The sequence below is a fragment of the Pseudomonas sp. 43mfcvi1.1 genome (assembly GCF_900115935.1).
Classification (GTDB): domain Bacteria; phylum Pseudomonadota; class Gammaproteobacteria; order Pseudomonadales; family Pseudomonadaceae; genus Aquipseudomonas; species Aquipseudomonas bijieensis.
Window position 1 is genome coordinate 19,389 of record NZ_UETT01000020.1, and the last position, 13,113, is coordinate 32,501.

The 13,113-nt window shown below is 61.7% G+C and carries 10 protein-coding genes; all 10 read left to right on the plus strand.

The features are described from left to right. The first annotated feature begins 119 nt into the window (after positions 1-119). The gene (gene dksA / locus DTP52_RS28470) at positions 120-563 is read left to right on the plus strand and encodes an RNA polymerase-binding protein DksA (protein ID WP_109756347.1); all 444 of its coding nucleotides are present in this window, start codon (positions 120-122) and stop codon (positions 561-563) included. A gap of 150 nt (positions 564-713) precedes the next feature. Continuing rightward, entirely contained in the window at positions 714-1,601 is an 888-nt protein-coding gene (gluQRS, locus tag DTP52_RS28475) for a tRNA glutamyl-Q(34) synthetase GluQRS (protein WP_109756348.1), read from the plus strand. Positions 1,602-1,678: 77 nt separating this feature from the next. After that, complete coding sequence (locus DTP52_RS28480; RefSeq protein ID WP_003176118.1) at positions 1,679-1,855, plus strand: hypothetical protein; 177 nt, start codon at positions 1,679-1,681, stop codon at positions 1,853-1,855. Next, positions 1,839-4,793 (plus strand): sensor histidine kinase, encoded by a 2,955-nt coding sequence (locus DTP52_RS28485; protein WP_163856611.1) that lies wholly within the window; start codon positions 1,839-1,841, stop codon positions 4,791-4,793. Before DTP52_RS28480 ends, DTP52_RS28485 begins: the two co-directional genes overlap by 17 nt. A 22-nt stretch (positions 4,794-4,815) precedes the next feature. Beyond that, entirely contained in the window at positions 4,816-6,249 is a 1,434-nt protein-coding gene (locus tag DTP52_RS28490) for a sigma-54 dependent transcriptional regulator (protein ID WP_109756350.1), read from the plus strand. A gap of 716 nt (positions 6,250-6,965) precedes the next feature. After that, positions 6,966-8,363, plus strand: coding sequence for a polynucleotide adenylyltransferase PcnB (locus DTP52_RS28495; protein WP_057450877.1), 1,398 nt, complete (start codon positions 6,966-6,968; stop codon positions 8,361-8,363). 3 nt (positions 8,364-8,366) lie between these two features. Continuing rightward, positions 8,367-8,852 (plus strand): 2-amino-4-hydroxy-6-hydroxymethyldihydropteridine diphosphokinase, encoded by a 486-nt coding sequence (folK, locus tag DTP52_RS28500; RefSeq protein WP_109756352.1) that lies wholly within the window; start codon positions 8,367-8,369, stop codon positions 8,850-8,852. Between the two features lie 365 nt (positions 8,853-9,217). Beyond that, entirely contained in the window at positions 9,218-10,018 is an 801-nt protein-coding gene (gene panB / locus DTP52_RS28505; protein ID WP_109756353.1) for a 3-methyl-2-oxobutanoate hydroxymethyltransferase, read from the plus strand. Next, positions 10,015-10,875: a pantoate--beta-alanine ligase gene (gene panC / locus DTP52_RS28510; protein ID WP_109756354.1), complete on the plus strand. Its 861-nt coding sequence runs from the start codon at positions 10,015-10,017 to the stop codon at positions 10,873-10,875. Before panB ends, panC begins: the two co-directional genes overlap by 4 nt. Before the next feature lie 374 nt (positions 10,876-11,249). Further along, a complete protein-coding gene (gene pgi, locus DTP52_RS28515) occupies positions 11,250-12,914 on the plus strand; it encodes a glucose-6-phosphate isomerase (protein ID WP_109756355.1) in 1,665 nt (554 codons plus the stop codon). Positions 12,915-13,113: the final 199 nt, after the last annotated feature.

Genomic DNA, 13,113 nt, shown 5'->3' on the forward strand with positions numbered 1-13,113 from the left:
GGGAGTAGCGCGGCCCGATTTGATCTGGTAAGTTCGCCCGCTTGCAGCCGCAGGGCCGGCAGGTGTCGGTGATGGAGCAATCCTGCGTAGTGGATTACAAGAGTAGAGGCGGTCCATTCATGCCCACCCAAGCAAAGCAAAACCCAAATAACACGCTCAGCGGGTTTGAGCCTTACGTCCCGCAAGCTGGCGAAGAGTACATGGGCGCCCCCATGCGCGCGCACTTCACCAAGATCCTGAACAAGTGGAAACAGGACTTGATGCAGGAAGTCGACCGCACCGTGGATCACATGAAAGACGAAGCGGCCAACTTCCCGGACCCGGCCGACCGTGCCAGTCAGGAAGAGGAGTTCAGCCTCGAACTGCGCGCCCGTGATCGCGAACGCAAGCTCATCAAGAAAATCGACAAGACCCTGCAACTGATCGAAGACGAAGAATACGGTTGGTGTGAGTCCTGCGGCATCGAGATCGGCATTCGTCGCCTGGAAGCCCGCCCGACCGCCGACCTGTGCATCGACTGCAAGACCCTGGCGGAAATCAAGGAAAAACAGGTCGGCAAGTAATCGCCGGGGCTGTTACAAAAACGGAGCGTTCATACGCTCCGTTTTTTGTTTCCGGCACCTGACCACCATCCTGAACCTTGCGACATCCTGTGGGAGCAAGCCCGCTCCCACAAATGCGCCTCTGCCAGATCCAAGCTAGTAATATTCCCCATGACTACCGCCCCCTACATCGGCCGCTTCGCCCCCACCCCCAGCGGCCACTTGCATTTCGGCTCGCTGGTCGCCGCCCTGGCGTCGTACCTGGATGCCCGGGCCGTGGGCGGGCGCTGGCTGCTGCGCATGGAGGACCTCGACCCACCCCGGGAGGAACCGGGCGCACAAGCAGCGATTCTCAAGGCGCTGGAAAGCTACGGGTTTGAGTGGGACGGCGAAATGGTCCGCCAGAGCGAGCGCCATGCTGCCTATGACCAAGTCATCAACCGGCTGTTCAGCCAGGGCCTGGCCTACGCCTGCACCTGTTCGCGCAAACAACTGGAGCCGTACCAGGGCATTTATCCGGGACTGTGCCGCAACGCCGGGCACGACACCGAGGACGCCGCCATCCGCCTGCGCGTCCCCGAACTTGAATATCACTTTACCGACCGGGTCCAGGGCGAGTTCCGCCAGCACCTGGGCCGTGAGGTCGGCGATTTCGTGATCCGCCGCCGCGACGGGCTCTACGCCTATCAACTGGCCGTGGTCCTGGACGACGCCTGGCAGGGGGTGACCGATATCGTGCGCGGTGCCGACCTGCTGGACTCCACACCACGCCAGCTCTACCTGCAAGAATTGCTCGGATTGCCACAACCGCGTTACCTGCACGTGCCGTTGATCACCCAGCCCGATGGGCACAAGCTGGGCAAATCCTATCGTTCACCGCCACTGGCAGCCGACCAGGCCACACCGCTGCTGTTACGGGCGTTGCGCGCGCTGGGCCAGCAACCGGGTCTCGAACTGGTCGATGCCAGCCCGCGGGAACTGCTGGTCTGGGGCATTGGCCACTGGGACGCGGGCAAGATCCCGCGCACACTGAGCCTGCCCGAAGCGCAAATACGTTGACGGCCCTTGCAGCTTGGCGCCCATCCGTTACCATCGCCGCACGTTTTCGGGCACGCGCATAAATTAGAGAGGCCGGGATGTATATCTATCGCTTGGTCCTGCTCCTGGTAGTGGGGATTTATCTGTTCTCCCCGGCCATCATGGATTGGTGGATCGATGCCACGGGTGCCTGGTATCGGCCTTACCTGCTCTGGCTGATCCTGATTGTCGTGACCTTCATCCTGCAGAGCCAAAAAGATGCCGATGAGCTTTAGCCTGACCCAGATGATCCTGATCAGCGCCGCCTACCTGGCCGTGCTGTTCGGTGTCGCCTGGATCAGCGAACGAGGCATGATCCCCCGCGCGATCATCCGCCACCCGCTGACCTACACCCTGTCGCTGGGTGTCTATGCCAGCGCATGGGCGTTCTATGGCACGGTCGGGCTGGCCTACCAGTACGGCTATGGTTTCCTCTCCAGTTACCTCGGTGTATCGGGCGCGTTCCTGCTGGCGCCGGTGTTGCTCTACCCGATCCTGAAAATCACCCGCACCTACCAACTGTCGTCGCTGGCCGACCTGTTCGCCTTTCGTTTTCGCAGCACCTGGGCCGGTGCGCTGACCACGATCTTCATGCTGGTCGGGGTGTTGCCGCTGCTGGCCCTGCAAATCCAGGCCGTGGCCGACTCCATCAGCATCCTGACCCGCGAGCCGGTACAACACCGGGTGGCGTTGAGCTTCTGTGCGCTGATCATCCTGTTCACGATTTTCTTCGGCTCCCGGCACATTGCCACGCGGGAAAAGCACGAAGGCCTGGTGTTCGCCATCGCCTTCGAGTCGGTGATCAAGCTGATCGCCATTGGCGGCGTCGGGCTCTATGCCTTGTACGGCGTGTTCGATGGCCCGCAGCAGCTTGAGTTGTGGCTGCTGCAGAACCAGACCGCCCTCGCCGCCCTGCACACGCCCTTGCAGGAAGGGCCGTGGCGCACGCTGTTGCTGGTGTTCTTCGCATCGGCCATCGTGATGCCGCACATGTACCACATGACCTTTACCGAAAACCTCAACCCGCGCTCGCTGGTGAGCGCGAGCTGGGGCTTGCCGCTGTTCCTGCTGCTGATGAGCCTGGCGGTACCGCTGATCCTCTGGGCCGGCTTGAAACTGGGCGCCAGCACCAATCCGGAATACTTCACCCTCGGCATCGGCATCGCCGCCAACAGCAAGGCCCTGGCGCTGCTGGCCTACGTTGGCGGCCTCTCGGCGGCCAGCGGCCTGATCATCGTCACCACGCTGGCCTTGTCGGGCATGGCTCTCAACCACCTGGTGCTGCCGCTCTACCAGCCACCGGCCGAAGGCAATATCTATCGCTGGCTGAAATGGACGCGTCGGGCGCTGATCGTCGCGATCATCATGGCCGGCTATGGCTTCTACCTGATGCTGGGTGACGGACAGGACCTGGCCAACCTGGGCATCGTCGCCTTCGTCGCTACCTTGCAGTTCCTGCCAGGCGTGTTGTCGGTGCTGTATTGGCCAACCGCCAACCGCCGCGGGTTCATCGCCGGCCTGTTGGCCGGGATCCTGGTGTGGCTGGTGGCGATGCTGTTGCCACTGATGGGCAACCTGCAGGGCTTCTATATTCCGCTGTTGAATATGATCTATGTGCTCGACGACACCAGTTGGCATATGGCGGCCATCGCCTCCCTGGCGGCGAACGTGCTGATGTTCACCCTGATCTCACTGTTCACCAACGCCAGCAGCGAAGAGGCCAGCGCCGCCGAAGCCTGTGCGGTGGACAACGTCCGCCGCCCGCAGCGCCGCGAGCTGCACGCCGCCTCGCCCCAGGAATTCGCCACGCAACTGGCCAAGCCTCTGGGCGCCAAGGCCGCGCAAAAGGAAGTCGAACAGGCCCTGCGCGACCTCTACCTGCCCTTCGATGAACGCCGCCCCTATGCCTTGCGTCGCCTGCGGGACCGGATCGAAGCCAACCTGTCCGGCCTGATGGGCCCCAGCGTGGCCCAGGACATGGTCGAGACGTTCCTGCCCTACAAGGCCGGCGGCGAAAACTATGTCACCGAAGACATCCACTTCATCGAAAGCCGCCTCGAGGATTACCACTCGCGCCTCACGGGCCTGGCCGCCGAACTGGACGCCTTGCGCCGTTACCACCGCCAGACCTTGCAGGAACTGCCGATGGGCGTGTGCTCCCTGGCCAAGGACCAGGAAATCCTGATGTGGAACAAAGCCATGGAAGAACTGACCGGGATCGCCGCCCAGCGCGTGGTCGGTTCGCGCCTGAGCACCTTGGGCGAACCGTGGAAAGGCTTGCTGCAAGGCTTCATCGACCTGCCGGACGAGCACTTGCACAAACAGCACCTGGCCCTCGACGGCCAGACCCGTTGGCTGAACCTGCACAAGGCGGCCATCGACGAGCCGTTGGCACCCGGTAACAGCGGCCTGGTGCTGCTGGTGGAAGACCTCACCGACACGCAGATGCTCGAAGACAAGCTGGTGCATTCCGAACGGCTGGCAAGCATCGGCCGGCTGGCCGCCGGGGTGGCCCACGAGATCGGCAACCCGATCACCGGCATCGCCTGCCTGGCGCAGAACCTGCGCGAAGAGCGCGAGGACGACGGCGAGCTGACGGAAATCAGCGGCCAGATCCTCGAACAGACCAAGCGCGTGTCGCGTATCGTCCAGTCGCTGATGAGCTTCGCCCATGCTGGCGGTCACCAGCACAATGACGAGCCCGTCTGTCTGGCCGAAGTGGCCCAGGATGCCATTGGTCTGCTGGCGCTGAACCGGCGCAATTTCGAAGTGCAATTCTTCAACCTGTGCGACCCGGAACATTGGGTCGATGGCGACCCCCAGCGGCTCGCCCAGGTGTTGATCAACCTGCTATCCAACGCGCGGGACGCCTCACCGGCCGGCAGCGCGGTGCGGGTCAAGAGCGAAGCCTTCGAACACACGGTCGACCTGATCGTCGAAGACGAAGGCAGCGGAATCCCACAGAACATCATGGACCGATTGTTCGAACCCTTCTTCACCACCAAGGATCCTGGCGAAGGCACCGGTCTGGGCCTCGCACTGGTCTATTCCATCGTTGAAGAGCATTATGGACAAATCACCATCGACAGCCCGGCCGATGTACAAAGCCAACGCGGCACCCGTATCCGGGTGACCTTGCCGCGTCATGTCGAAGCGACGTCCGCTGTGAACTGAGACCGTCGAGAGAATCGAATCAATGCCGCACATTTTGATCGTCGAAGACGAAACAATTATCCGCTCCGCCTTGCGCCGCCTGCTGGAACGCAACCAGTACCAGGTCAGCGAAGCCGGTTCAGTGCAGGAAGCACAAGAGCGTTTCAGCATTCCCACGTTTGACCTGATCGTCAGCGACCTGCGCCTGCCTGGCGCCCCGGGTACCGAGCTGATCAAGCTCGGCCAGGGCACCCCCGTGCTGATCATGACCAGTTACGCCAGCCTGCGCTCGGCGGTCGACTCCATGAAAATGGGCGCGGTGGACTACATCGCCAAACCGTTCGACCACGACGAGATGCTCCAGGCCGTGGCCCGCATCCTGCGCGACCGACAGGCGGCGACCAGCAACCTGGCGGAACCCGTCGGCAAGGCCAGCGCCTCGGCGAAAGCCGGCGCCAGCAACAGCAATGGCGAAATCGGCATCATCGGTTCCTGCCCGCCCATGCAGGACTTGTACGGCAAGATCCGCAAAGTGGCGCCCACCGACTCCAATGTCCTGATCCAGGGCGAATCCGGTACCGGCAAGGAACTGGTGGCCCGGGCCCTGCACAATCTGTCACGCCGGGCCAAGGCACCGATGATCTCGGTGAACTGCGCGGCGATTCCGGAAAGCCTGATCGAGTCCGAACTGTTCGGCCACGAAAAAGGCGCGTTCACCGGTGCCAGCGCCGGACGTGCCGGTCTGGTGGAAGCGGCGGACGGCGGCACGTTATTCCTCGATGAAATCGGCGAGCTGCCACTGGAAGCCCAGGCACGATTGCTGCGGGTCCTTCAGGAAGGCGAAATCCGCCGGGTCGGCTCGGTGCAGTCGCAAAAGGTCGACGTCCGGCTGATCGCGGCCACCCACCGAGACCTCAAGAGCCTGGCCAAGATCGGCCAGTTCCGTGAAGACTTGTATTATCGCTTGCACGTCATCGCCTTGAAGCTGCCTCCCCTGCGCGAGCGTGGCGCGGACGTCAATGAAATCGCCCAGGCGTTCCTGGCCCGCCAGAGTGCGCGGGTCAACCGCACCGACCTCAAGTTCGCCCCGGACGCTGAACAAGCCATTCGTCACTACGCCTGGCCGGGTAACGTTCGAGAGCTGGAAAACGCAGTCGAGCGGGCAGTGATCCTGTGCGAGAGCCCGGAAATCTCTGCCGACCTGCTGGGCATCGACATCGAGCTGAGTGACCTGGACGACGAAGAATTCATCGGCCTGGCCCCGCAACAGGGCGGCGCCGCCAACAACACCAGCCACGAACCCACTGAAGACCTGTCCCTGGAAGACTACTTCCAGCACTTCGTGCTCGAGCACCAGGACCACATGACCGAGACCGAACTGGCACGCAAGCTGGGCGTCAGCCGCAAGTGCCTGTGGGAACGTCGCCAGCGCCTGGGGATTCCACGGCGCAAGACCGGGGCGACCAGCGAAAGCTGAGGTGTGGGGGTAACACCTCTGAATGTGAAAAAACTGTTACCCCAGTCTTTTTCACGTAACAGAAGCCGGGGTTTACGGTAACGAAACCCCGGCTTTTTTTCGCCCCGGGAAAATGGCTATAACCATAGAACCCCCGGTTTCGCTGGGTTTCGCAAAAGTTGGCACGCACCCTGCTATAGCTTTGGTACAAGAACAATAACAAGCAATGCAAAAGACAATAAAAATAAGACGAATCGACTCACGCACAATAAAAACAAGACGGCGAGAGGCGCAGCTAACTGATTCTTTTGGAGAGGCGTTGTATTTGGGGCTTGCCCCACAACCAGGCCGAGAACAATAAAAACTGTCTCAAGACAGGTGCCTGAACTGGTTGGATCGACAGATCACTGCAACACAGCGACCAAAGCAATCCGTTTGCTCTTGACTCCCGATTGGGAGGGTCACGAAGGGAAAACCTCGTGGCGCGGGCACTCAACAAAAACAAGAAGCCCGAAACCAATAATAAAAACAGAGCACGCAACTAATTCTGGGGGAGCTTCGGCTCCCCTTGTGGTTTCTGTCGTTCCACTCTCCCGTAGCCTACAAGGCTTGTCGCGCAAGCTTGCAGCTCAAAACTCCTGCGTCCTACACCATCCCTCGACTAAATGCTAGAATCCCGGCCCATCATGCGGTCATTCTTTGTTTTTGGCCGAATATTCCTTCAAACAGTGCATCCCATGCTGAAGAAGCTGTTCCAGTCATTCCGTTCTCCCTTGCGTCGTACGCAACACATTCGCAGCACGCCTGAAGTGCTCAACAGCGGCCAGCATTCACTGCAAAAGGCCCAGTTCAGCCGTTATGCGGTGAACATCGTCGAACGTTTGCAGAACGCCGGCTACCAGGCTTACCTGGTCGGTGGCTGCGTGCGCGACATGCTGCTCAACATCACGCCCAAGGATTTCGACGTCGCCACCAGTGCCACGCCGGAACAGATACGGGCCGAATTTCGCAATGCGCGGATCATTGGCCGGCGCTTCAAGCTGGTCCACATCCACTTCGGTCGCGAAATCATCGAAGTGGCGACGTTCCGCGCCAATCACCCGCAAAACGACGAAGAGGAAGACAGCAATCAGTCTTCTCGCAACGAGAGCGGGCGCATCCTGCGCGATAACGTCTACGGCACCCTGGAAGAAGACGCGCAACGCCGCGACTTCACCATCAACGCCCTGTATTACGATCCGGTCAGCGAGCGCATCCTCGATTACGCCAACGGCGTACACGACATTCGCAATCGCCTGATCCGCCTGATTGGCGACCCCAAGCAGCGCTACCAGGAAGATCCGGTGCGGATGCTGCGGGCGGTGCGTTTCGCCGCCAAGCTGGATTTCGGCATCGAAAAACACAGCGCCCTGCCGATTCGCGAACTGGCGCCGATGCTGCGGGAAATTCCTTCGGCCCGACTGTTCGAAGAAGTGCTCAAGCTGTTCCTGTCGGGCAACGCGGCGGACACCTTCGAGATGCTGGTGGACCTGCAACTGTTCGATCCGCTGTTCCCCGCCAGCGCCGAGGCCCTGGAGCACAACCCGACCTATACCCACACCCTGATCAGCGAAGCGCTGATCAACACCGACCTGCGCATCAAGCAGAACAAGCCGGTAACCCCGGCCTTCCTGTTTGCCGCCCTGCTCTGGCCGGCCCTGCCGGCCCGGGTACTGCGCCTGCAGGAACGTGGCATGCCGCCGATCCCGGCGATGCAGGAGGCCGCCCACGAGCTGATCGCCGAGCAGTGCCAGCGCATCGCCATTCCAAAACGCTTCACCATGCCGATCCGCGAGATCTGGGACATGCAGGAGCGCCTGCCACGGCGCAGCGGCAAACGTGCCGACCTGCTGCTGGACAACCCGCGTTTCCGCGCCGGCTACGACTTCCTGCTGCTGCGTGAAAGCGCAGGCGAGCAGACCGATGGCCTGGGCGAATGGTGGACCGATTACCAGGACGCCAACGACAGCGAGCGCCGCGACATGATTCGCGAACTCAGCGGCAAGGATGACGGCGCCAGCGGCCCGCGCAAGCGTCGTCGCAGCAGCGGCGCCAAGCGCAAGCGTGCCGGTGTACCGAGCGCATCGGGCGAGTAATCGATGGAACGCATCTACATCGGCATGGGCAGCAACCTGGCCGAACCCGCCGAACAATTGCGCTGTGCCGTCCAGGCGCTGGCGCAATTGCCCGAGACCCAACTGGTGGGGGTCTCGGCGTTTTATCAAAGCGATTCCCTGCTGCCCGGCCAGCCGCGCTATACCAACGCGGTGGCGGCGCTGGACAGCCACCTGGCGCCGTTGGATCTGCTCGATGCGCTGCAAGCCATCGAAACCGGACAGGGTCGCGAACGCCTCGAACGCTGGGGCCCGCGCACCCTGGACCTGGACATCCTGCTGTTTGGTGATCGCCTGATCGACGAGCCCCGCCTCAAGGTCCCCCATTACCACATGCAGGCCCGGGCCTTCGTGCTGTATCCACTGGCCGAGCTGGCGCCCGCCGACCTGCGCCTGGCCGATGGGCGCCGGCTCAAGGACCTGCTTGCGGCGTGCCCATTCGTCGGCCTGGAACGCTTGCCTCCCAACTGACATAGATACCCTTGTGGGAGCGAGCCTGCTCGCGGTAGCGGCGGATCAGTCAATGTATATGTCGACTGACACACCGCTATCGCGAGCAGGCTCGCTCCCACAGGATCCGGTACCGGACAGTCAGATCCGGGACACTCCCTCTACGCTGAAACGCATCAGTAACCCCGGTAACACCCGGCGGTAACACATCCAATTGACTTCCCGAGTGCTCCTCACGACTATAGGCGTCCCGTTGCCGCCAACGCGGCGTTTAAAGGGCGCAGTCCAGGCCTTACAAGCACCACGCATAGAGGGTGCGCCTGTATAAATGACGAATCATGCGCGTTACTCGCAGTAATTCACGAGCGCCTAATGAGGACTTTTTCATGCCAGCTATTACCCTGACCACGCTGCAAGGTCTCAAGCAAAAAGGTGAGAAAATCGCCATGCTGACCTGCTATGACGCGACCTTCGCCCACGCCTGCAACGAGGCCGGTGTCGAAGTGTTGCTGGTGGGCGATTCCCTCGGCATGGTGCTGCAAGGTCACGACAGCACGCTGCCGGTGACCACCGCCGAGATGGCCTACCATGTAGCCGCTGTCAAACGCGGTAACACCGATGCACTGATCCTCGCCGACCTGCCGTTCATGGCCTACGCCACCCTCGAACAAACCATGACCAACAGCGCCATGCTGATGCAGGCCGGTGCCCACATGGTCAAGGTCGAAGGCGCGTTGTGGCTGGCCGATTCGATTCGGTTACTGGCCGAGCGCGGTATCCCGGTGTGCGCGCACTTGGGCCTGACCCCGCAAGCGGTGAACATCCTCGGTGGCTACAAAGTCCAGGGCCGCAATGAAAACCAGGCGCGGCAGATGCGCGCCGATGCCATTGCACTGGAGCAGGCTGGCGCGGCGATGTTGCTGCTTGAATGCGTGCCCAGCGAACTGGCTGAAGAAATCACCCAGGCGGTGAAGATTCCGGTCATCGGGATCGGCGCCGGTAGCGCCACCGACGGCCAGGTGCTGGTCCTGCACGACATGCTCGGGCTGTCGATCAGCGGTCGCGTGCCCAAGTTCGTGAAGAACTTCATGACCGGGCAAACCTCCATCCAGGCGGCCCTGGGTGCCTACGTCACTGAAGTCAAGGCAGCCACCTTCCCAGGCATTGAACACGGATTCTCTGCATGAACACCGTCAAAACCGTACGCGAACTGCGGGCCGCCGTGGCCCGTGCCCGCGGCGAAGGCAAACGCATCGCCTTCGTACCGACCATGGGCAACCTGCACAGCGGTCATATGGCGCTGGTGACCAAGGCTGCGCAACGGGCCGACTTCGTGGTGGCGAGCATTTTCGTCAATCCGCTGCAATTCGGCGCCGGCGAAGACCTGGACAAATACCCCCGCACCCTGGCGGCCGACCAGGAAAAACTACTCCAGGCCGGCTGCCATCTGCTGTTCGCTCCCAGCGTCGAAGAGATGTACCCCGACGGCATGGCCGGACAAACCCGGGTCAGCGTCCCGCAATTGTCCGAAGGCTTGTGCGGCGCCAGCCGTCCAGGGCATTTCGAGGGTGTGGCGACGGTGGTCAGCAAGCTGTTCAACATGGTCCAGCCTGACCTGGCGGTGTTTGGCCAGAAAGACTTCCAGCAACTGGCGGTGATCCGCGCCCTGGTCCATGACTTGAACATGCCGATCCAGATCATCGGCGAGCCGACCGTCCGTGCCGAGGACGGCCTGGCGCTGTCGTCGCGCAACGGCTTCCTCAGCCCGGAGCAACGCGCGGTCGCACCCGTGGTCTACCGCAGCCTGAGCCAGATCGCCGAGGAGATCAGGCAGGGCCAACGAGATTTCCCGGCTTTGATCGGCGAACAGCTCAAGCAACTGGAAGCCGCCGGCCTGCGACCTGATTACCTGGAAATCCGTCACGCCAAGACCCTGCGCCCGGCGTTGAGCGAGGACCGCGACCTGGTGATTCTGGTGGCTGCATTTTTGGGCACCACGCGCCTGATCGATAACCTGCACCTGGACCTCGACACTCCCGCCTGAACCAACGCACACCCCGCGGGAGGAGGCCCGTGGGAGCAAAGCTTGCTCGCGATAGCGGTCTGATAGTCAACATAGGTGTTGAATGTGACCGCGTCGTCGCGAGCAAGCTTTGCTCCCACAAGCCCCCCCACAACAACTCAGTTTGTCCGCAAGACCTCATCGCGTTTCCGTCTGTCGGCCCCGTCCCACCCCCGTTGTATAAAAAAGTACCGGGAACCGGTCTTACAAAGTCAAGACAGATCGCAACGCGAGGTTTACTGTAGTCGCCCTGCGTCCGGCGATCGTGTCGACGCAGTGTCCAGACGCCCACCTCGAGCCGCGTCGGAATTTTTAGTGTACAAAAGGTCGTTCAAGTAAAAAGGAAACCCGCAGCGATGGCGTATTACCGAACCCCTCATGACGTGACCGCTCTGCCAGCCTGGCAAGCGCTGAATGACCACCGCAAAGCCATGCAGGATTTCAGCATGCGCGAAGCGTTCAATGCCGATCCGCAGCGTTTCACTCAATTCACCCTGTCGAGCTGCGGCCTGTTTCTCGACTACTCGAAAAACCTGATCAATGCCCAGACCCGCGACCTGCTGGTGGGCCTGGCCAACGAAGTCGACCTCAAGGGCGCGATCAAGTCGCTGTTCGAAGGCGAAATCGTCAACGCCTCGGAAAACCGCCCTGCCTTGCACACCGCCCTGCGTCGGCCAGTGGGCGACAAATTGCTGGTCAACGGTGTCAACGTGATGCCAGACGTACATAAAGTGCTGAACCAGATCACCGACCTGGTCGGCCGCATTCACGACGGCCTGTGGCGCGGCTACACCGAAAAGCCCATCACCGACGTGGTGAACATCGGTATCGGCGGCTCTTTCCTCGGCCCGGAACTGGTTTCCGAAGCGCTGTTGTCCTACGCGCAAAAAGGCGTTCGCTGCCACTATCTGGCGAACATCGACGGCAGCGAATTCCATGAACTGACCATGAAGCTGCGCGCCGAAACCACGCTGTTCATCGTTTCGTCGAAATCCTTCAACACCCTCGAAACCCTGAAGAACGCCCAGGCCGCCCGCGCCTGGTACCTGGCCCAGGGCGGTTCCGAAGCGGAGCTGTATCGCCACTTCATCGCCGTGTCGAGCAACAACGCCGCCGCCGTGGCCTTCGGTATTCGCGAAGAAAACATCTTCCCGATGTGGGACTGGGTCGGCGGGCGCTACTCGCTGTGGTCGGCCATCGGCCTGCCGATCGCCCTGGCCATCGGCATGTCGAACTTCAAGGAGTTGCTGTCCGGGGCCTATTCCATGGACCAGCATTTCCAGAGCGCACCGTTCGAGCAGAACATGCCGGTGCTCCTGGCACTGCTGGGCGTGTGGTACGGCAACTTCTGGGGCGCGCAGAGCCACGCGATCCTGCCGTACGACCATTACCTGCGCAACATCACCAAGCACTTGCAGCAACTGGACATGGAGTCCAACGGCAAGAGCGTGCGCCAGGACGGCACGCCGGTGTCGACCGACACGGGCCCGGTGATCTGGGGCGGCGTCGGTTGCAACGGCCAGCACGCCTATCACCAGTTGCTGCACCAAGGCACCCAGTTGATCCCGGCCGACTTCATCGTGCCGATCGTCAGCTTCAACCCGGTTTCCGATCACCACCAGTGGCTGTACGCCAACTGCCTGTCCCAGAGCCAGGCGCTGATGCTCGGCAAGACCCGCGCCGAAGCCGAAGCCGAGCTGCGGGACAAGGGCGCCAGCGAAGAAGAGGTGCAGAAACTGGCCTCCCACAAGGTGATCCCCGGCAACCGTCCGAGCAATACCCTGGTGGTCGAACGCATCAGCCCACGGCGCCTCGGCGCACTGGTGGCGCTGTATGAACACAAGGTGTTCGTGCAGAGCGTGGTCTGGGGTATCAACGCCTTCGACCAATGGGGCGTGGAACTGGGCAAGGAACTGGGCAAGGGCGTCTACAACCGCCTGGTGGGCAGCGAAGAAAGCCCGGCCGAAGATGCCTCGACCCAGGGCTTGATCAGCTACTTCCGCGGGCGTCATCGCGGCTGATCCCTGGGTTTTCACTCCCCCTGTGGGAGCGGGCTTTGTGGGAGCAAAGCTTGCTCGCGATAGCGGTCTGACATCAACCTATCCGTTGAATGTGACGACGTCATCGCGAGCAAGCTTTGCTCCCACCAAGCTCGCCCCCACAGTTGCTTTGTACATGACTTGAACCCTCCCGCTACTGGGCGCATCTTTATGACTTGTC